We start from the raw sequence: 20,633 nt of genomic DNA, 5'->3' as shown, positions 1-20,633 counted from the left end.
GGATATTTGAACGTCTCTGCGACAATTGCGCCGCGACGGGGTGCTGCGACATTTCGCGTAATCAGCTAGAGCGGGTTTCTCCTAGGTCCAATCGGACGGGGTAATGTTTAGCTTTTTTATTCGTGAATACAATGTGGTAGGCTGCAAAGCTAACAGTTCAGCAGCGCCATTCCGGCCGGATACTTTGCCCTTTGTTGCGCGCAAGGCTGCGACAATATTGCTGCGCATCGCGCCCTGCATTTCGGCGTCGGTCAGGATTTGTCCCACCGATTTGCTGCCCAGAGTGGCACCACTGGACAGTTCCAAGATCAATTTATCACCGGTCGAAACGATTGCCGCACGCTCGATCACGTTGCGCAATTCGCGCACGTTTCCGGGCCATTGATACGACATCAATCTGCTCATGACGGCCTCGGTAACACGCGGTTTGCGACGCGACAGCCGTTTGCACGCGATGTCCAGCAAGTGGTTGGCAAGTGCGGGAATGTCGTCGGGTCTGTCACGCAGCGGCGTGCAGTGGATCGGGAAGACGTTCAGGTGGAAATACAGGTCCTCGCGAAAACGACCAGCGGCCACTTCGCGTTCCAGATCGGCGGAAGACGCCGATATCAGGCGGATGTCGATGTCACGCGGCTCTAGCGCGCCAAGACGCCGGACTTTACCGCGTTGCAGGGCGTCCAGAAGCTGCCCTTGGGTGTCCAATGGCAGTTCGGTGATGTCATCCAGAAAAAGCGTCCCGCCGTGCGCCAGTTCCAACTTGCCGGGTTTGTCGCGCAAAGCCCCGGGAAACGCGCCGCGCATCTGTCCGAACAATTCCGCATCAGTGGCATCTGCGGCAACAGAACCGCATTTAAAGTGGATCAAGGGGCGTCTGCGCCGTTCGCTGTCTTTGTGCAGGGCAGAGGCGACAAGCGCCTTTCCCGTTCCTGCCTCTCCGGTGATCATCACGTTGGCGTTGGTTTTGGACACCAGTTCTATCTTCGCCAGCAGTTGCTGAACCGCAGGCGAGGTGCCAATGATATCGTGGTGGGCGCGTTCGGAAATGATTGCTTCTTGAAGGTAGGCGTTTTCCTGTTCCAGCCTGTCTCGCAGTTCCGCGATCTGGTCCAGCGCGTCGCGCAGTTTCTGTTCGTTTTCCTTCCGCTCGGTGATGTCGCGGAAGATGACCACCGCACCTGCAAGCACCTGTTGGTCATAAATCGGAGTGGAAACGTATTCCACGCGAATGGGGCGGCCATCCTTGCGCCAGAATACTTCATCCTCGATCCTGTTGACCTGTTCGAACCTGAAGGACCGGTAGATCGGGCAGTCGTGGGCGTGATAGACGTCACCGTTCAAATGGTGGTGGTGCATCACCGAATGAATTTCGCGCCCGTACAGATCCTCGGTTGTCCAGCCCAGCATTTCTTGGGCTGCACGGTTCACAAAGGTACATTTACCTTCGGCGTTGACCCCGTAAATCCCTTCGCCCGCCGCGTTCAGGATCAACTGGTTCTGACGTTCAAGTTCGGTGAAAAATCCCTCGGCGCGTTTCCAGGCGGATAAACCGGCCCGTTGAAGTTTCGCAGTTTCGGTAACCTGTTCGTGCCGATCCAGTTCATCCAGATCGATCAGGGTCAGCAAAAGCGTCTTTCCATCAGACGATAGGGTTCCGCGCATCTCACAGCGCAAAGCCTTACCGGAGAAGGACGTAATGCGAACGCTTCTGGTCCACGCTTCCTTGCGGTGTGCGATTTCATCGACGAAAACCAGAAAGTTCGGAAGATCGCCCCCAATAAGCGACGAAAATGAAAGGCCCTTGCTGTCCGAAATCTCAAGCAGCGCGATGGCGCGTTTGTTGGCGGCAACGATGCGATCCTGATGGGGATCAAGCAGAACTGCGGCCTCGGGCAAAGCCTGCAGCACAGAATCGGGATTAGTTAAAGCATCAAGCATGACGTCATAGTTCTGCGCTGCAGTACACGCATCAATACGAGATTTCGTAAATTACTAAATATCGTAATTATTCGAGGCGATGAATTTGGGTTAAGTGGCTGAAAATATTTGTATAAATGCACTTGGTTAAATTTTGTGCAGCTCCATTTTTCTTCCTCTGAGCAGCTTCCATGATGGCTGCAATCAACAGCAAAGGGGAAGTTATGACGACGAAGAGCTTAGGAAATCCGTTCTCGGACAAATCTGATCTGCGGCACGGCGCGGACTGTGGATGCGATCATTGTTCAACCAGCATCAAGACGCCCGAACCTGATGCGATGTCTTCGGACCAAATGCTGGAGCGCGCGGTAGAAAGCGCTGTTGTCCGTTCCGTGTTCGGTCACAACGATCTGTCGCGCCGGTCTTTCATGGGGATGTTCGGCGGAACCACGATGGCGGCTGCGCTGGCCTCGGTCTTTCCGCTGGAAGAGGCGAAGGCCGCCATCCTTGATGAACTCGGCCCGCCCGAGAAAACCGACCTGAACATCGGCTTTGTTCCGATCACCTGTGCGACGCCGATCATCATGGCGCAGCCAATGGGCTTTTACGAACGCTACGGTCTGAACGCGCAGGTTATCAAAACAGCCGGTTGGGCGGTGGCGCGTGATAAATCGCTGTCGGGTGAGTACGACGCCAGCCACATGCTGACGCCGATGCCGCTTGCGATGACGCTGGGTGCGGGGTCTGTGGCCGAACCGTACATCATGCCCGCGGTCGAAAACATCAACGGTCAGGCGATTGTTCTGTCCAACGAACATCTGGACAAGCGTGACCCGACACAGTGGAAGGGCTTCACCTTTGGTGTGCCGTTCGAATATTCGATGCACAACTTCCTGCTGCGTTACTACGTGGCTGAATTCGGACTGGACCCCGATGTCGATATCCAGATCCGCGTTGTTCCGCCGCCCGAGATGGTAGCAAACCTGCGCGCGGGTAACCTTGATGGCTATCTGTCGCCGGATCCGTTCAACCAGCGCGCTGTTTGGGAAGGCATCGGCTTTATCCACACGCTGACCAAAGACATCTGGGAAGGTCACCCGTGCTGTGCCTTTGCCGCACCGATGTCCTTTGCAACGGAACTGCCGAACACATACGGCGCGCTTCTAAAGTCGATCATTGACGCAACCCAGTACGCGTCAAATCCCGCTAACCGGAAAGAGATTTCCGAGGCGATTGCCCCGACCAACTATCTGAACCAGCCGGTGCCCGTGATCGAACAGGTTCTGACAGGGACGTATGCCGATGGACTGGGCGAAGTGCAGAAGGTGCCCGACCGCATCGATTTCGATCCGTTCCCGTGGCATTCGATGGGTGTGTGGATCCTGACCCAGATGAAGCGTTGGGGCTATATCGAAGGGGATGTGGATTACAAAGCAGTGGCTGAACAGGTCTATCTGGCGGCTGACTGTAAGAAGGTGATGAACGATCTGGGCTATGAAGCACCGGACGTTACCTACAAATCTCACACCATCATGGGCAAAACCTTCGATCCTGCTGATCCGGCTGGCTACGTTTCCAGCTTTGCCATCGGGAAGGGCTAAACCATGTTCGACAATCTCTCTGTCAATCAACGGGCAGCGGTTTTGTCGGTGGTGATGCTGGTGGTTGGCCTCCTGATCTGGGAGGCCGCCATCCCCGCACAAAAGGCCGCCGCCGAACTGACCGAATACGAACGTCTGACTGGCGGCGGAGCGCCCAAGGCCGGTGTGCCGCCACCCAGTCAGGTGATCGCCAAGGCGTGGGAGCAACTAAGCAACCCGTTTTATGACGCAGGCCCCAATGACAAGGGTATCGGTATCCAGATCGGCTATTCGATCTATCGGGTTCTGACCGGCTACATCATGGCCGCGCTGATCGCTATTCCCTTGGGCTTCCTGATCGGAATGAGCCAAGTGGCCTATAAGGCGTTCAACCCGTTCATTCAGGTGCTGCGCCCGATATCACCGTTGGCATGGATGCCGCTTGCGCTGTTTATCATTCAGGACTCTGAGGCCAGCGCGATCTTCGTGATCTTCATCTGTTCGATCTGGCCCATGTTGCTGAATACTGCCTTTGGTGTCGCCAACGTGCGCCAAGACTGGGTGAACGTCGCCCGTACCCATGAGCTGGGATACCTGAAGACCGCCTTCACCGTGATCCTGCCAGCCGCTGCGCCGACCATTGTGACGGGTATGCGTATCTCGATCGGGATCGCGTGGTTGGTGATCGTCGCGGCCGAGATGTTGGTCGGTGGTACGGGCATCGGCTATTACGTCTGGAATGAATGGAACAACCTTGATCTGACTTCTGTGATCTTCTCGATCCTGATGATCGGTGTGGTTGGCATGATCCTGGACCTTGCCTTTGGCGCCCTTCAGCGCGCTGTGGCCTACGTGGAATAAGGGGATCACAATGTCCAAACCATTTCTATCCATCGAAAACCTGACCCAGATTTATCCTGACGGGCAGGGGGGTGACCTGACAGTTTTCGAAAACGCCAACTTCGGCATCGAAAAGGGTGAGTTCGTTGTGATCCTTGGCCACTCTGGCTGTGGTAAGTCGACCATCATGAACATTCTGGCCGGATTGGCAGAGCCCACCTCGGGTGTGGTCAAGATGGACGGGTTCGAAGTGTCGGGTCCCAGCCTTGATCGCGGTGTGGTGTTTCAGAACTATTCGCTACTGCCTTGGCTATCGAGCCTGAAGAACGTCAGCTTTGGGGTAGCGGCCCGTTACAAGGACTGGAGCAAGCAGAAGGTTCTTGAACATTCGAAGAAGTTCCTCGCCATGGTGGGGCTGGAAGGGGATGTGATCCATCGCAAACCCAGCCAGCTGTCAGGGGGGATGCGCCAGAGGGTGTCTATTGCCCGTGCCTTTGCGAATGAACCAAAACTTTTGTTGCTGGATGAACCCTTTGGCGCGCTTGATGCGCTGACACGGGGAACCATTCAGGACGAGCTTCTGAAAATCTGGGGGGGCACGGAACAGACCGTGTTCATGATCACCCACGATATCGACGAAGCCATTCTGCTGGCAGACCGTATCTTGCTGATGACCAACGGCCCCTATGCGCAGGTCGCTGAGTCCGTTGAAATCACCATCCCGCGACCACGGTCCAGAACCGAGATTGTGGAACACCCCAACTACTATGCGATCCGGAACCATCTGGTGCAGTTTCTCGGGCAGCGGTCCAAGGAGCTGGCAGGTAAGCGCGAAGGCGAAACGCCAAAGGCACCCGCAACCATCCGTATCGACAAAACAGGGTCTGAGGAGGACCCCGTGCCATCGGCCCCACTTCGGGCCGTGAATACCTAAGCCGATCAAAGGAAGAAGACGATGAAGGACAATCTATCCATGGAAATTATGACAAAAGACGATGTCACAATGATGATCCTGTCGGCCAAGAAAACCGCAGGGCTGACTTGGGAGGGGATCGCCGAGAAAATTGATATGTCTCCTGTGTGGACGCATTCCGCCTGTATGGGGATGAACGCGATGCCTGCCGATAAGGCGGCTGCGCTGGTCACGGCGCTGGGCTTGCCGCAAGAGGCGGCATCGGTTCTGGAAGAAAGCCCCACCAAGGTGTGGGAGCAGACCGTGCCCACCGATCCCTGTATCTACCGTCTCTATGAAATCGTCGGCGTCTATGGTCCTACGATCAAAGCGTTGATTCACGAAAAATTCGGCGACGGCATTATGTCGGCTATCGACTTTGATATGCAGATCACTCGGGTGGAAAACCCCAAGGGCGATCGCGTCAAGATCGAGATGTCCGGCAAATACCTTGGCTACAACAGCTGGTAAAAATGTTCTGGCCGCGCTGGGCATTTCCCTTGCGCGGCCGCTTTGACTGTAAGGCAAGACCCAAATGACCCGAGCACCCGTACCGCCCTTCACTTACGATGAGGCGGTGACCAAAGTCCGCATGGCCGAGAATGCATGGAACACCCGCGATCCTGAAAAGGTAGCGATGGCCTATACGCCGGACACCCGTTGGCGGAACCGATCCGAATTTTTGAATGGTCGTGACGAAGTTCAGGAATTTCTGACGCGCAAATGGGCGACCGAGAGTGGCTATCGCCTGATCAAGGAAATCTGGGCGCATGGTGAAAACCGCATCGCCGTCCGGTTCTGCTATGAATACCACGATGAGCAAGGCCAGTGGTTTCGCGCCCATGGGAATGAGAACTGGGAATTCGACAGCGACGGCTACATGGCTGTGCGCCATGCCTCGATCAACGATGTTCCCATTTCTGAGGAAGACCGTCTGTTTCACTGGCCGCAGGGCCCGCGACCTGACGATCATCCGGGCCTGACGGCGCTGGGCCTTTAGGCGTCAGGCGATCCGTTCGAAGCCCGCGATCAGCTGACGCAACCCGATAGCCGCACCTGCAAAGATGGAGGCCGCCGTTACAGGCGCGCTAAAGGCGAGGGTTGAGAACGCCGACAGGCCTTGGCCCACTGTGCATCCCAACGCGATGGCCGCGCCCGCACCCATCAGTGCCGCACCAAACACCTGACGGCGCAATTCGCGCGGGTCATCGCAGGCTTCCCAGCGGAACTGACCCTTGATTAGGCTTCCCGCAAAGGCCCCCAGAAGAACGCCCGCGACGGACCCCACGGCAAAGCTCATATTTCGGCCAGAGGCCGTCATCAGGTAGACCATCGTTTCCCCAAGCGGGGCTGCGAATGTGTGGGACACAACTTCGCGCGCCGCGAATCCGTTTTCGGAAATCCATGTTGTCCCGAGCCAGCCACTTAATACCGCTAGACCCGCCACTGCGGCCCAAAAGATCATCTGTGGTTTTTGCAAGAAGCTGCGGTTCGCCAAGGCACTGATCAGGATTGCAGCGCCAATAAGAACGCCGATGGCTGTGACTGAGATCCCAAGTGCGCCCCCAAGGCTATGTGCGATGCCTGCAGGGATATTTTCAACCGAATGAACTGGAAAAAGCGTAAGGCGCAGACCAGCCAACGGGCCTGACAGCACGGCGTAGGCGGATAGCCCCATGATCAGAACGATAACGAAGGACCGGAAATCGCCGCCACCCACACGGGCCAAAGCGCCAAAGCCGCAGTTGCCAGCAAGTGCCATGCCGTATCCGAAGGCCAGGCCGCCCAGAATGCTGGTCAAGGGCGACCACGCCGTTGTCAAATAAATCGAATCCGTGATGGCTGCAGCGCCCATAGCTTCTGCCATGAAGCTGCCGATAATCGCGACGCCGATCGCCACGCCCCACATGCGCAAACGTTTGGTGTCATTGCCGTATAATGCATCCTCGACAGCGCCCATGGAACAAAACCGCCCCAGTCTGGCGGCCAGTCCCAAAAGTACGCCACCCAACAGCCCGACAAGGGCCATTGCGCGCGGTTCACCCAGCGCTTCCAGCATCGCGATCTCCTCCCATCGCGCTGAACCAGTCGGCGTCAGCGCACTCCGATTGCTTCTGGAGTTTCAAGTATTCGTGCGTATACCGCTTCGGTCAAGCTTCGGTTGCATGCCTATTCCAAAGGGTACGTATTTCACGAATTGCAGTTTACATAAATAAATTCCTAGATAACAATATGAATATGTGTTTGTCGGGGAGGGCAAAGCCACATGTTCGATGTGACTTTGATGGGGGCGCTGTTTGCAGGACTATTGTCCTTTCTGTCGCCCTGTATTTTGCCAATTGTGCCGTTCTACCTGTCGTATCTGGCAGGGGCGGGGATGCAGACGTTGCAAGAGGACGCGCCGCTTGATCCGGCTGTCCAGCGGCGCGCGGTGATAGCATCGCTATTCTTTGCCGCGGGGATCATGACGATCTTCATCGGACTTGGTGCCACAGCAACGGTGTTCGGGCAGGTGGTCCGCGAATGGTTCGATGTGCTGCGTTGGATTGCAGCGGCGATTATCATTGCGATGGGCCTGCATTTTCTGGGCGTGATCCGCATCGGGATTCTCTATCGCCAGTTCGGAAACTCGATGGGGGATACGAAACCCACCAGCTATTTGGGCGCCTATGTGATCGGTCTTGCCTTTGCTTTTGGCTGGACACCTTGCGTCGGGCCGGTGCTGGCTGCCATCCTGTTTATGGCCGGTGCTCAGGACAGCGTGAGCGAGGGGATGCGCCTGTTGTTTGTCTATGCGCTTGGTATGACCGCGCCGTTTGTTCTGGCGGCGATGTTTATCAAACCCTTCTTGCGTTGGATGAGGGGCTTTCGTCGCCATCTGGGCAAGATCGAGAAGGCCATGGGTATTCTGTTGATCGTCTTCGGTATTTTGATTGCCACAAACATGATGAACTGGATTGCCAATGCGATGTTGGCGTTCTGGCCAAGCATTGGCTGAGCTTTAGGAGAATGACATGAAACGTCTGTTATTTGCGTTCGCGGGTATGGCTATGGCGGTCACCGCTCAGGCCGCCGAGTTGGGCGATGACGGTCTGCACAAAGCCGACTGGATGCGTGACACGTTCAAGGATCTGAGCGAGGACTTGTCCGAAGCGACCGCGAATGGTCAGCGGCTTTTGATCCTGGTTGAGCAGCGCGGCTGCATCTATTGCACCAGGATGCACGAAGAGGTCTTCATCAAGGAAGACATCGCGCAGATGCTGTCTGACGACTACTTTGTCGTGCAGGTAAATATGTTCGGCGACATCGAAATCACCGACTTTGACGGCGAGGTTCTGGCCGAGAAGGACGCGGTCAAGAAATGGGGCGCATTGTTCACGCCGTTCCTGATGTTTTTCCCCGAAGAATCTGATGGAACATTGCCTGCAGATGAACTTGCTGTGGCGACAATGCCGGGTGCATTCGGCCCCGCCACGACGCGCAATCTACTGACCTGGGTGCTGGAAAAGGGCTATGACAGCGAAGAGCCTTTCCAGAAATATCACGCACGAAAGTTCGAAGAATCAAAGAATTAAGTGACGTCGCTGATATCGAAAGACAGGCGACAGATACGTAAATTCAAACAAATGAATTTATTGTTGCGTTCTTCGGTGTCCGTGCGCTACGGTACACAACAGGGAGAAAATGGGAGGAGATATGGGACGAGGATTCCAACTGGCGATTGCCGCGTCGCTTTGCGCGACTATGGCAGTAGCAGACGCCCCGGCACCAGCAGATGTTGTTTATGAGGATGGGGCAATTGCTCAATCCCTGACCGGCGTTGCAGGGGACGTAGAGTCTGGTCGCAAGATCATGAACAAAGGTGCAGGCAACTGCATCGCGTGCCATCAGGTGACAGATCTTCAGGATCTTCCCTTCCATGGCGAAATCGGCCCGTCGCTTGATGGTGCCGCCGACCGTTGGGAAGAATCCCAGCTGCGCGGTATCGTTGCCAACGCGAAAATCATGTTCCCTGACACGATGATGCCGTCGTTCTACAAGAACACTGGCTATATCCGTCCCGGGAATGCCTACACCGGCAAAGCGCCGGAAGGGGAACTCAGCCCGCTTCTGACGGCTCAAGAGGTCGAAGATGTCGTGGCGTACTTGCTCACTCTGAAAGAGTGATCGCGGATTATCCGGAGGAAAACTTATGACATTCACACGACGTGAAACGTTGGCGATCGGTCTGGGCGGCGTTGCTGCTCTGGCTCTGCCCCTGCAGGCAGCGGCCATGGTCGACGACAAAATCGCGGCCTTCACGGGCGGCGCTGATGTAGGCGAGGGCGGTCTGACACTGACAGCGCCCGAGATCGCTGAAAACGGCAACACCGTTCCTGTCGAAGTGTCGGCACCGGGCGCGGTTTCCATCCTGCTTCTGGCGGCTGGCAACCCGAACCCCGACGTCTGCACATTCAACTTTGGCCCGCTGGCCGGTGCGCAGGCAGCGTCCACACGCATCCGTCTTGCGCGTACGCAAGAAGTGGTCGCGGTAGCCAAGATGGCTGACGGCAGCTTTGTCCGTGCGGCACAGGAAGTAAAAGTCACAATCGGCGGCTGCGGCGGCTAAGGTCAGGAAGGGAATAAACCCATGGCAGATAACGTAAAACCCCGCGTTAAAGTCCCCAAGTCGGCATCCGCTGGCGAGGTGATCACACTCAAAACTCTGATCAGCCACACAATGGAATCCGGTCAGCGTAAAAACAAAGCTGGCGAGATCATCCCGCGCTCGATCATCAACCGCTTCACATGCGACTTCAACGGCCAGAACGTGATCGACGTCACGCTCGAGCCCGCGATTTCCACGAACCCGTACTTCGAGTTCCAGTCGCAGGTTCCGGAAGCAGGTGAGTTCACCTTCACTTGGTACGATGACGACGGTTCTGTTTACACAGAAACCAAGGCCATCTCGGTCGGCTAAACGATCCCATGAATAACAGCCCCGCCGGCAATGTTGGCGGGGAAGACTTAGGGAGGAAAACAATGAATAAAGCTATCGCTCGTGGTGTTGGTGCCGTAGCTCTGTCCGCGCTGTCTGTGACAGCGGTTCTGGCAGATGCAGACGACGACCAGCTCGTGATCAACGGCGAGATCGAGATCGTGACAGAGGCTGCAGCAGCTGCGCATCTTGAGAACCTAGATACGGTCTATTCCGGTTGGCGTTTCCGTAAGGATGAAACTCAATCGGCTCAGGCTGACGACTTTGAAAACCCCGGCTTTATCTTCGTCGAAACCGCTATGGATTCTTGGAACACTGTAGAAGGCGAAGCAGGCAAGTCCTGTGCGTCGTGCCACGGTGATCCCGAGGATATGGCAGGTGCAAAGCCGACGTATCCCAAGTGGAACGAAAAGGCTGGTGAAGTGCGTTCGCTTGAAATGCAGGTCAACGGCTGCCGTACCGAGCAGATGCAGGCCGAGGAATGGAAATACACAGGTAGCGACATGACCAACATGATTGCGCTGCTGTCGTCCGTTTCCCGTGGTATGCCTGTCAACGTAGCCATCGACGGCCCCGCCCAAGCAACTTGGGAGAAGGGCAAAGAGATGTATTACACGCGCTATGGCCAGCTTGAGCTGTCTTGTGCGAACTGCCACGAAGACAATTACGGCAACATGATCCGCGCTGACCACCTCAGCCAGGGTCAGATCAACGGTTTCCCCGCGTATCGTCTGAAGAACACCAAGCTGAACACGGTTCATGACCGTTTCAAAGGCTGTATTCGCGATACACGTGCTGAAACCTTCAGCCCCTCCAGCGCCGATCTGGTCGCGCTCGAGCTGTACGTGATGTCCCGTGGCAACGGCCTGTCGGTCGAAGGCCCGTCCGTACGTAACTAATCAATGATCCCGCGCGACTGGGCGTTGCGCGGGATTTTTTGCAGAAATAAATTCACACATATGCATGTGTGTGTTCAACTGGAGAGCAATGTATGATCTCGCGTCGTGACTTCTTGCAGGCGGCTATGGCCACCACAGCCCTTTACGGAGCGTCTGGTTTTGGAAACTGGTCCAAACTGGCAGCCCAGCAGGCGTTGACGCAGGATGATCTGCTGTCCTTCGACACCTTTGGCAACGTGTCCCTGATCCACATCACGGACATCCACGCGCAATTGGTGCCGATCTACTTCCGTGAACCTTCGGTGAATATCGGGGTGGGCGACAACCGCGGTGCGGTTCCACACCTGACCGGCGGCGACTTCCGCAAGCTCTATGGGATCGACGATGGTAGTCCCTCCCACTACGCCTTGTCTTCGGGCGATTTCCAAGCGCTTGCGGGCGCCTACGGCCGTATGGGTGGCCTTGATCGTGTGGCCACTGTGGTGAATTCGATCCGTGCCGATCGTCCTGACGCCATTCTGCTCGATGGCGGGGACACATGGCACGGGTCGTACACCTGCTATCACAGCCAAGGTCAGGACATGGTTAACGCGATGAACGCGCTGAAGCCGGAAGCGATGACCTTTCACTGGGAATTCACACTGGGTTCCGAGCGGGTTCAGGAACTGGTCGAAGGCTTGCCGTTCGCAGCCCTTGGCCAGAACATCTTTGACGCCGAATGGGACGAACCTGCCGAGCTGTTCAAGCCTTACAAATTCTTCGAGCGGGGCGGGGTGAAGGTTGCCGTTATCGGTCAGGCCTTCCCCTATATGCCCATCGCGAACCCGCGCTGGATGTTCCCTGACTATTCGTTCGGTATCCGTGACGAAAACATGCAGGCCATGGTCGACGAAGTGCGCGCCCAAGGTGCTGAATGCGTTGTCGTTCTTAGCCACAACGGCTTTGACGTGGACAAGAAGATGGCCTCTGTAGTGACGGGCATCGACGTTATCCTGTCCGGCCATACGCACGACGCGCTGCCCGAACCTGTGCTGATCGGCGAAACGATCATCGTGGCGTCCGGCTCGAACGGTAAGTTCGTCAGCCGCGTTGATCTGGATATCCAGAACGGCCGCATGATGGGCTTCCGTCACAAGCTGATCCCGATCTTCTCGGACGTGATCACGCCTGATCCGGATATGGCGGCCTTGATCCAAGCAGAACGCGCGCCGCATGCTGATACTCTGTCCGAGGTGATCGGCCAGACTGACAGCGTGTTGTACCGTCGTGGTAACTTCAACGGCTCGTGGGACGATCTGATCTGTGACGCCCTGATTTCCGAGCGCGAGGCCGAGATCGCCCTTTCGCCCGGCGTCCGCTGGGGGCCGAGCCTTGTGCCCGGTGATATCACCCGCGAAGACATCTGGAACGTCACGTCCATGTCCTATGGCGAAGCGTACCGCACTGAAATGACAGGTGAATTCCTGAAGGTTGTGCTGGAAGACGTGGCCGACAATATCTTTAACCCCGACCCGTATTATCAGCAGGGTGGCGACATGGTGCGCACTGGCGGGCTTGGCTACACGATCGACGTGACCAAGCCGCAGGGCGAACGCATCAGCAACCTGACGCTGCTGAAAACCGGCGAACTGATTGATCCCTCGAAATCCTACGTTGTCGCTGGCTGGGCCAGCGTGAACGAAGGTACCGAAGGTCCGCAGATCTGGGATGTGGTGGAAAACCACATCCGCAAACTGGGCACGGTTTCCGTTTCGGAAAACAACAGTGTGATAGTCGTCAACGGCTAATCGGGAGGATAGACCATGACACGCATCGGCACTTTGGTACTTGCAGGGATGATGACCGCCGGCATGGCGTTTGCCGAAGGGCAGACCCATCACGTGGCCATCCACGTGGATCAGAACGATCCCCAAGTGATGAACATGGCGCTGAACAACGCGCAAAACGTCGATGCGTATTACAAAAGTGTGGGCGATGACGTGGTGATCGAAATGGTCGCCTACGGTCCGGGCCTGCATATGCTGGTGGCGGATAAATCGCCGGTACGGGACCGTATCGCCGCAATGTCACTGGAATTGGGAAACATCACCTTTGCTGCGTGCGGAAACACCATCAAGGGTATGGAAAAGAAAACCGGTCAGGCGGTTACGCTGATGGAGGAGGCCAATGTCGTCCCCTCTGGCGTGGTGCGTCTGATCGAACTTCAGGAACAGGGATTTGCCTATGTGAGGCCCTAACCGGGGCCTAACGCCCTCTGCCTTTCAGGGGGATGGAAAAGTCAGGAGGACACAATGGACGCGAAAACGACACGACGCGGCCTGCTGAAGGGTGGGATCGCGGCTGGTGCCGGCTTGCTTGCTGGTACGACAGCAGCCAAGGCAGCAGGCGATCCGGCCATCACGGAAATGCAGCCGTGGAACCAGATGCTCGGGGATGGTGTGGATGCCAATCCTTATGGAAAACCAAGCCATTACGAGGCGCACGTAAAGCGCCGTAGCGTGGAATGGTTGACCGCTGATCCGGTATCTTCGGTGAACTTCACACCGCTGCACGAATTGGATGGCATCATCACCCCCAACGGTCTGGCGTTTGAACGTCACCACGGTGGGATTGCGGACGTCGATCCGGCCAAGCACCGTCTGATGATCAACGGTCTGGTGGACAAGCCGCTTGTCTTCACCATGCAGGACATCATGCGTTTCCCCCGTGAAAACCGCGTGTACTTCCTTGAGTGCGCGGCGAACTCGGGCATGGAATGGCGCGGTGCGCAGCTGAACGGCTGTCAGTTCACGCACGGTATGATCCACAACGTGATGTATACCGGCGTTCCGCTGCGCTACATTCTTGAGGAAGCGGGCGTCAAAACCAACGGCAAGTGGATCATGCCCGAAGGTGCAGACGCATCCGGCATGACACGCTCGATCCCGATCGAAAAGGCGCTGGACGACTGTCTGGTTGCGTTCAAGATGAACGGCGAGGCGCTGCGCCCTGAACAGGGTTACCCGCTGCGTCTGGTTGTGCCCGGCTGGGAAGGCAACATGTGGGTCAAATGGCTGCGCCGCATCGAAGTGGGCGATCAGCCGTGGCATCACCGCGAAGAAACATCGAAGTACACCGACCTGATGGAAAACGGCAAAGCACGTCGTTTTACATGGGAAATGGATTGTAAGTCCGTCATCACGAACCCCAGCCCGCAGGCCCCGATCCTGCACACCAAGGGTCACACGGTTCTGACAGGCGTTGCTTGGTCCGGTCGCGGCACGATCCCGCGTGTGGACGTTACGCTGGACGGTGGCAAAAACTGGCATCAGGCCCGCATGGATGGCCCGTCGCTGGATAAGTCGATGCACCGTTTCTACTTCGAATTTGATTGGGATGGCTCGCCGCTGCTGCTGCAAAGCCGTGCGCATGACTCGACTGGCTATGTCCAGCCGACAAAGGCACAGCTGCGCGAAATTCGTGGTGTGAACTCCATCTACCACAACAACGCCATCCAGACTTGGTACGTGAATGAAAAAGGGATCGCGGAAAATGTCGAAATTTCTTAACATTTTAGCACCCGCAATAGGGGGCGCTGGCGCGGTCATGGCTATGGCCTATACTCTGGCTGACCAGTTCATCGTGGATATGCCCGCGCCTTTGCGTGAAGCCGTCGCCGTCGCACCGGCAAACGCGGAAGAACCCAAGGACGCCACAGCGCGTGTCATGGCTGCCAAGTTTTCGCTGGGGCGCGAGGCCACAACTGACGAAGTTGCAGCCTGGGACATCGACGTGCGTCCGGACGGGCAGGGCCTGCCGCCGGGCAGCGGTGATGTGATGACGGGGGAAGAGCTTTACGTCGACAACTGCGCCATGTGCCACGGTGACTTTGGCGAAGCTGTTGGTCGCTGGCCGGTTCTGGCTGGTGGTCAGGGAACGCTGACAAACGATCGTCCGGTCAAAACGATCGGGTCCTATTGGCCGTACCTGTCTACCGTGTTTGACTACGTGCATCGTGCAATGCCGTTTGGCAACGCACAGTCTTTGTCAGATGACGACGTCTACGCGATTACGGCCTACCTGTTGTATCTGAACGATCTGGTCGATGATGATTTTGAACTGAGCAACGAGAACTTCACCGAAGTTCGCATGCCCAACGAAGAAAACTTCTACCCCGATGATCGTGCAGAGATCGAGCTGACGGCCTTTACCGGCGACGTTTGCATGGAAAACTGTAAGGATGCCGTGGACATCACGGGCCGTGCCGCAGTTGTCGATGTGACGCCGGATGATGCTGCGGCGCGCAAACGTCGTGAAGAGGCAGCAGCCGCTGCCGAAGGCACTGCGGCACCGACAGAAGTTGCTGCTGCGGAAACGGCTCCGGCTGCTCCTGCGGCACCTGCTGCGGATGACGCGGCAGGCGGTGATGCCGAACTGGTTGCGGCAGGCGAAAAGGTCTTCCGCAAGTGTAAGGCGTGCCACGCAGTCGGCGAAGGTGCCAGCAACAAGGTTGGTCCGCATCTGAACGGTCTTGATGGCCGGACCGTAGGTGGTGTTGACGGGTTCAAATACTCGGGGACATTCACAGATGCACAAGCCAACGGTATGGTGTGGAACGACGAAACTCTGTCCGCGTTTCTTGCCAACCCGAAGACCTACATGAAAGGCACGAAAATGTCCTTTGCCGGTCTGAAGAAGCAAGACGATATTGATGCGGTGATTGCCTACATCAATGCCGAAGGAAAGGAATGATCGTATCGATGAACTTTAAACGTTCACTATCGAGTATCATGGCAATGGGTGTCCTAGCGGCACCCATTTCCGCCGAGGAAAATGCGATTTTCGCAATCGAAGGTGACCCGGATTATGGGGAATACCTGTCCTCGGAATGTTTAACCTGTCACACCGGCGAGACGGACAATTATGCGATCCCGCCGATCAAAGATCTTCCGACAGAGGCCTTTATCTTGGCGTTGGTTGATTATCGCAGCAAGCTTCGTGAAAATCCTGCCATGCAGATGATCGCGTCCCGTTTGGGCGATCAAGAGATTGCAGCCCTAGCTGCATATTTTACGGCCCAACAGACTGAATAATCAGCAGGGGTCAAAATCCGTAGGGAGGATTAAAATGAAACTGAATAGAAGACATTTTATTGGAACAGCTGCGGCAGCAAGCGCGACGCTGTCTGCTCCGATGGTGATGGGCGCGTCGCACGGTAAGCCGCGTGTCGTTGTTGTCGGTGGTGGTGCAGGCGGTGCGACAGCCGCGCGCTATATTGCCAAGGACAGCAAGGGTGAAGTGGACGTTACCCTGATCGAACCCACACGTCGCTACTACACCTGCTTCTTCTCGAACCTCTATCTGGGCGGGATCAAGACGTATGACGATCTCGGTCACAGCTATGGCACGCTTGCCAGTGAATACGGGATCAACGTTGTTCATGACTATGCCGTGGGCGTGGATCGTGATGCGAAAACTGTGGCTTTGGCCGGCGGTGAAAGCGTCCCCTATGACAAGCTGATCCTCAGCCCTGGCATCGATTTCGTCGAAGGATCGGTTCCCGGTTGGGATATCACCGCACAAAACGCGATGCCCCATGCCTATAAGGGCGGTTCGCAGACCGAACTTCTGAAAGCACAGATCATGGCCATGCCGCAGGGCGGGACCTATGTCATGGTTGCGCCGCCAAACCCCTATCGCTGCCCGCCGGGACCGTATGAGCGGATTTCGATGGTCGCGCATTACCTGAAGGCCAACAACCCGACCGCCAAGATCATCATCGCTGATCCGAAAGAAAAGTTCTCGAAGCAGGGTCTGTTTGAAGAGGGTTGGAACTCGCACTACCCTGGCATGATCACGCGGATCGGTCCCGATTTCGGTGGCGAAAACACCAGCGTCAGTGTCGCGGACATGACCGTTGATATCGACGGCGAAGTGATCAAGGCCGATGTGGTCAACGTCATTCCGGGAATGATGGCCGGCAAGATCGCCCATTCTGCTGCAGTTACAGACGGCAACTGGGCGCCGGTCAACGCCGCAGACATGTCGACCAAAGCCGATCCTGACATCTATGTCCTGGGTGATTCCAGCCAGCAGGGCGATATGCCTAAGTCCGGCTTCTCGGCCAACTCTCAGGCCAAGGTCTGCGCTAACGCGGTGCGTGGTGCGCTGACAGGGTCCAAGGTGTTCCCGGCACGCTTCTCGAACACGTGCTGGTCGCTGATCGACACCAATGACGGTGTGAAAGTCGGCGCGACCTATGAAGCGACCGAAGAAAAGATCGCCAAAGTTAACGGCTTCATTTCCCAAACAGGCGAAGACGCGGGACTGCGTCAAGCGACCTATGAGGAATCCGAGGTCTGGTACACCGCGATTACAGAAGACATGTTCGGCTAGATTTCCCCTCTGAGCTGAACGACATGCCGCGCCCGATGTCTCCGTCGGGCGCGGTTTTTATTGGCATCCGGTCAGGCGGGGTGGTTTCGACCTAGACAAGAAGATGCGCGGTCTGCGACGGTCGCGCGTGTTTTCTAGGCTCTTTGGAGTGGGATTTTGATCAGGGCAGTCGCGCCAACGGCCATTACCGCATTTTGGATCAGCAGTTGGTTTTCAATCGGATCAAGCACTTGGGCGATTGGTTTGGCCGTTTCGGCTGTTCTGTTGTTGTTGGCGGCTTTGGTTTTCCAATCCAAAGAGGCAGGGAAGACGTGGGCCTTTAAGCTGCTCTTTTTTCTGGCTTTCGGCGTTTTGATCGGTGGTGCAATCGCTGCATTTCTTGTTTCGGGCGCTGGGACACGGGCAGAGGCTGCCATCGTCTTGTTCGTAGCCGCTGGTTTGGCGGCGTTTGTCCGGATGTGCGCCAATGTGGTGGCGCGCAGAACCGAATTTCTAGGTGGCACGGGAAAGGCCGGTTTGGTTCTGGTTTTGCTGGCGGCGTGGTCTTGGGCACATGCATTTGCCATGTACACGCATCGGGGCGTTGCAGTGGACCTAGAAGCGGCTTGTATCATCGCACCGGTGGGCACCGACTACACAAAGCTGTTGACGCGTCTCGCGGATATGCGTTTGCCCTTCATCGTGAGCACTGCAAAAAGCAGGTCGCATATCTGGGCCTATCACGCCATTCTGGTTGCGCCGGACAATGAGCCGTCGCACTACAACTGGTCAAAGCTGAAGATGCGCTTTGAACCGCTTGATTTGCAACGAAATCCATATCTTCCAAAGGAATGCCCGTAGGCCGGCCGCCTGACGGGCATCCTGAAGCCGAGTGTTTATTCGGCGTTAAAGACGTAGCCATCGCCATCGCGCACAACGCGGCCCATACCGCCGTCAGGCAGGTGGAACCCGATGATCGGAACATTGTCTGCGGCCAACATATCCATCATCGCGACGCGTGTCTGGATGCCTTCCTCTGCGTTCTGGTCGCTGCCAGAGGGCAGGTCAGGGCGGGCAAAGGCGATATGGTGGTTGCCGATGGCATCGCCGATGACAAAGGCATTGCCTGCCTCGCCATCAATCATGAACGACATATGGCCAGGCGTGTGCCCGTAGCTGGCCATGGCGGTCACGTTCGGCAGGATCTGGTCCTGATCCTCGAACAACTGGACGACGTCAGCGATTTCATCCAAGCGACGTTTTGCGCCGACGGCAAAAGGCACGCGGGCCTCACCGATTGTGTTGATGGTTTCCGGATCACTCCAGTATTCGAATTCCTTGCGGCCGATATGGAACGTGGCCTCGGAAAAGGCGATATCGCCGAAATCATCCAGCAGGCCCCACAGATGGTCTGGGTGGGCGTGGGTGAACACGATGTCGGTGACGTCATCCGCACTCAGGCCAACGGCATCCAGACTGTCGTGGATCTGGCCCGCGCTGGCCATGAACTCCAGTCCGGAACCGGCATCGAACAGAACCGTGCGTTCGCCATCCTGATAAAGCGTCAGGTTGCAGGGTGGCGTGAAGGCCTCGGACGAGACGTTGTATTTGTCCAGAATGGGTTGCACCTGATTCATCGGTGTGTCGCCGATAATCATGCTGGCAGGAAGCGTCAGGGAGCCATCGCTGAGCGACGTCACAGTGCCGGTTCCGGCGGCGGTTTCGGCAATGGCAAACCGCGGGGCAGCAGTCGCGGCCAGAAGACCAGCGCTGGTTTTCAAAAGGCGTCGGCGTGTAATTGTCATGTGATCCTCCCAAATCGCATAAAATTCTTACATGCGAATATGATTGAGTATATTCGGGGGATCAAGGGTTTTCGCCGCCCTGCAGTGAACAGGGCAGCAATATGCTTAGGCGCGTTCCAGCGCGACGGCGATACCTTGGCCGACGCCGATGCACATCGTGGCAAGGGCGTAGCGACCGCCGGTGTTTTGCAGCTCAAGCGCGGCGGTGCCGCTGATGCGTGCGCCGGACATGCCCAGCGGATGGCCAAGCGCAATCGCGCCACCGTTCGGGTTAACGCGTGCGTCGTCATCGTCGATGCCCAGATCACGCAGTGTCGCCAGACCTTGCGACGCGAAGGCTTCGTTCAGTTCGATCACGTCAAAATCCTTGGGCGTCAGGCCCAGACGCGCCATCAGTTTCTTGGACGCAGGGGCAGGACCAAAGCCCATGATGCGCGGCGCGACACCGGCTGTGGCACCGCCCATAACGCGGGCGATGGGTGTCAGACCATGCGCCTTGACCGCCGCCTCGGACGCCACGATCAACGCGGCTGCACCATCGTTGACGCCAGACGCGTTGCCCGCTGTGACCGAGCCACCTTCACGGAACGGCGCTGGCAGCTTGGCCAGCTTGTCCGCCGTCGTGCCCGGGCGGGGGTGTTCATCGGTGTCAAAGATGATCGGGTCGCCTTTGCGCTGCGGGATCGTCACAGGCGTGATTTCCTGCGCCAGACGACCGTTTTCGATCGCAGCACCTGCTTTGGCCTGCGAACGGGCAGCGAAAGCATCCTGATCTTCGCGCGAGATGTTGAAATCTTCGGCCACGTTTTCAGCGGTCTCAGGCATGCTGTCGACGCCATACTGCGCCTTCATCAGCTTGTTGACGAAACGCCAGCCAATGGTGGTGTCGAAAACTTCGTTGGCGCGGCTGAAGGCGCTTGTCGCCTTGGGCATCACAAACGGCGCGCGTGTCATGCTTTCCACACCGCCAGCGATCATCATTTCGGCCTCACCGGCCTTGATCGCACGCGCGGCTGTGATCAGCGCGTCCATGCCAGAGCCGCAAAGGCGGTTCATCGTTGTGCCGGGTACGGATTCAGGCAGACCCGCCAGCAGGGCAGACATGCGCGCCACGTTGCGGTTGTCTTCACCTGCTTGGTTGGCACAGCCATAGATCACCTCATCAACAGCGGACCAGTCGATGTCGTGCTTGGCCATCAATGCCTTGATCGGGATCGCACCCAGATCGTCTGCGCGTACGCTGGAAAGTGTACCGCCAAAGCGGCCGATGGGCGTGCGAATATAGTCGCAAATATATACGTCGGTCATGAT

Annotated in this window: 22 protein-coding genes; 18 read left to right on the top strand and 4 right to left on the bottom strand. The window is 56.9% G+C overall.

Annotated features, from left to right (window positions below):
* Positions 1–81: 81 nt before the first annotated feature.
* On the bottom strand, positions 82–1,935 hold the full coding sequence (locus C4S59_RS08845) for a sigma 54-interacting transcriptional regulator (RefSeq protein ID WP_103910087.1): 1,854 nt from the start codon (positions 1,933–1,935) through the stop codon (positions 82–84).
* Positions 1,936–2,138: 203 nt separating this feature from the next.
* Between C4S59_RS08845 and C4S59_RS08840 the strand changes: the two genes are divergently transcribed.
* From C4S59_RS08840 to C4S59_RS08820, 5 genes are all read left to right on the top strand, one after another.
* Positions 2,139–3,515, top strand: coding sequence for a CmpA/NrtA family ABC transporter substrate-binding protein (locus C4S59_RS08840; RefSeq protein WP_103910342.1), 1,377 nt, complete (start codon positions 2,139–2,141; stop codon positions 3,513–3,515).
* A gap of 3 nt (positions 3,516–3,518) precedes the next feature.
* Positions 3,519–4,355: a nitrate ABC transporter permease gene (gene ntrB, locus C4S59_RS08835; protein ID WP_103910086.1), complete on the top strand. Its 837-nt coding sequence runs from the start codon at positions 3,519–3,521 to the stop codon at positions 4,353–4,355.
* Between the two features lie 10 nt (positions 4,356–4,365).
* Complete coding sequence (locus tag C4S59_RS08830) at positions 4,366–5,268, top strand: ABC transporter ATP-binding protein (RefSeq protein ID WP_103910085.1); 903 nt, start codon at positions 4,366–4,368, stop codon at positions 5,266–5,268.
* Between the two features lie 21 nt (positions 5,269–5,289).
* Positions 5,290–5,757, top strand: coding sequence for a cyanase (gene cynS, locus C4S59_RS08825; protein WP_234994720.1), 468 nt, complete (start codon positions 5,290–5,292; stop codon positions 5,755–5,757).
* Between the two features lie 64 nt (positions 5,758–5,821).
* Entirely contained in the window at positions 5,822–6,286 is a 465-nt protein-coding gene (locus tag C4S59_RS08820) for a nuclear transport factor 2 family protein (protein WP_103910084.1), read from the top strand.
* A 3-nt stretch (positions 6,287–6,289) separates the two neighbouring features.
* Here C4S59_RS08820 and C4S59_RS08815 read toward each other — a convergent pair whose 3' ends face one another.
* The gene (locus C4S59_RS08815) at positions 6,290–7,345 is read right to left on the bottom strand and encodes a YeeE/YedE family protein (RefSeq protein ID WP_103910083.1); all 1,056 of its coding nucleotides are present in this window, start codon (positions 7,343–7,345) and stop codon (positions 6,290–6,292) included.
* Positions 7,346–7,552: 207 nt separating this feature from the next.
* Here C4S59_RS08815 and C4S59_RS08810 point away from each other — a divergent pair, with 207 nt between their 5' ends.
* The 13 genes from C4S59_RS08810 to C4S59_RS08750 all read left to right on the top strand — a co-directional run bounded on the left by C4S59_RS08810 (position 7,553) and on the right by C4S59_RS08750 (position 18,378).
* Positions 7,553–8,284, top strand: a complete 732-nt coding sequence (locus tag C4S59_RS08810; RefSeq protein WP_103910082.1) for a cytochrome c biogenesis CcdA family protein — start codon at positions 7,553–7,555, stop codon at positions 8,282–8,284.
* A gap of 16 nt (positions 8,285–8,300) precedes the next feature.
* On the top strand, positions 8,301–8,861 hold the full coding sequence (locus C4S59_RS08805) for a thioredoxin family protein (RefSeq protein WP_103910081.1): 561 nt from the start codon (positions 8,301–8,303) through the stop codon (positions 8,859–8,861).
* 121 nt (positions 8,862–8,982) lie between these two features.
* A complete protein-coding gene (soxX, locus tag C4S59_RS08800) occupies positions 8,983–9,453 on the top strand; it encodes a sulfur oxidation c-type cytochrome SoxX (protein WP_234994719.1) in 471 nt (156 codons plus the stop codon).
* A 25-nt stretch (positions 9,454–9,478) separates the two neighbouring features.
* Positions 9,479–9,895, top strand: a complete 417-nt coding sequence (gene soxY, locus C4S59_RS08795) for a thiosulfate oxidation carrier protein SoxY (protein WP_103910079.1) — start codon at positions 9,479–9,481, stop codon at positions 9,893–9,895.
* Positions 9,896–9,916: 21 nt separating this feature from the next.
* Positions 9,917–10,246, top strand: a complete 330-nt coding sequence (soxZ, locus tag C4S59_RS08790) for a thiosulfate oxidation carrier complex protein SoxZ (protein ID WP_103910078.1) — start codon at positions 9,917–9,919, stop codon at positions 10,244–10,246.
* A gap of 62 nt (positions 10,247–10,308) precedes the next feature.
* Positions 10,309–11,163, top strand: coding sequence for a sulfur oxidation c-type cytochrome SoxA (gene soxA / locus C4S59_RS08785; protein ID WP_103910077.1), 855 nt, complete (start codon positions 10,309–10,311; stop codon positions 11,161–11,163).
* A gap of 92 nt (positions 11,164–11,255) precedes the next feature.
* On the top strand, positions 11,256–12,950 hold the full coding sequence (gene soxB, locus C4S59_RS08780; protein ID WP_103910076.1) for a thiosulfohydrolase SoxB: 1,695 nt from the start codon (positions 11,256–11,258) through the stop codon (positions 12,948–12,950).
* A 15-nt stretch (positions 12,951–12,965) separates the two neighbouring features.
* Positions 12,966–13,400 carry a DsrE family protein gene (locus C4S59_RS08775; protein WP_234994718.1) on the top strand — a complete coding sequence of 145 codons (435 nt, stop codon included), beginning with the start codon at positions 12,966–12,968 and terminating at the stop codon, positions 13,398–13,400.
* A gap of 54 nt (positions 13,401–13,454) precedes the next feature.
* On the top strand, positions 13,455–14,711 hold the full coding sequence (soxC, locus tag C4S59_RS08770; protein ID WP_103910075.1) for a sulfite dehydrogenase: 1,257 nt from the start codon (positions 13,455–13,457) through the stop codon (positions 14,709–14,711).
* Positions 14,695–15,894 (top strand): c-type cytochrome, encoded by a 1,200-nt coding sequence (locus C4S59_RS08765; protein ID WP_103910074.1) that lies wholly within the window; start codon positions 14,695–14,697, stop codon positions 15,892–15,894. Before soxC ends, C4S59_RS08765 begins: the two co-directional genes overlap by 17 nt.
* A complete protein-coding gene (locus tag C4S59_RS08760) occupies positions 15,891–16,235 on the top strand; it encodes a c-type cytochrome (RefSeq protein WP_103910073.1) in 345 nt (114 codons plus the stop codon). Before C4S59_RS08765 ends, C4S59_RS08760 begins: the two co-directional genes overlap by 4 nt.
* 34 nt (positions 16,236–16,269) lie before the next feature.
* The gene (locus tag C4S59_RS08755) at positions 16,270–17,538 is read left to right on the top strand and encodes an NAD(P)/FAD-dependent oxidoreductase (RefSeq protein ID WP_103910072.1); all 1,269 of its coding nucleotides are present in this window, start codon (positions 16,270–16,272) and stop codon (positions 17,536–17,538) included.
* 243 nt (positions 17,539–17,781) lie between these two features.
* Complete coding sequence (locus C4S59_RS08750; RefSeq protein WP_103910071.1) at positions 17,782–18,378, top strand: hypothetical protein; 597 nt, start codon at positions 17,782–17,784, stop codon at positions 18,376–18,378.
* 35 nt (positions 18,379–18,413) lie between these two features.
* On the opposite strand, the gene C4S59_RS08745 is transcribed toward C4S59_RS08750, so the two are convergent.
* Positions 18,414–19,322, bottom strand: coding sequence for an MBL fold metallo-hydrolase (locus tag C4S59_RS08745; RefSeq protein WP_103910070.1), 909 nt, complete (start codon positions 19,320–19,322; stop codon positions 18,414–18,416).
* A gap of 105 nt (positions 19,323–19,427) precedes the next feature.
* The gene (gene pcaF, locus C4S59_RS08740; RefSeq protein WP_103910069.1) at positions 19,428–20,630 is read right to left on the bottom strand and encodes a 3-oxoadipyl-CoA thiolase; all 1,203 of its coding nucleotides are present in this window, start codon (positions 20,628–20,630) and stop codon (positions 19,428–19,430) included.
* Positions 20,631–20,633: the final 3 nt, after the last annotated feature.

Origin of the sequence: Thalassococcus halodurans (assembly GCF_900108225.1) — a bacterium.
Lineage (GTDB): Bacteria > Pseudomonadota > Alphaproteobacteria > Rhodobacterales > Rhodobacteraceae > Thalassococcus > Thalassococcus halodurans.
This window is presented reverse-complemented; position numbering and strand designations above follow the sequence as displayed.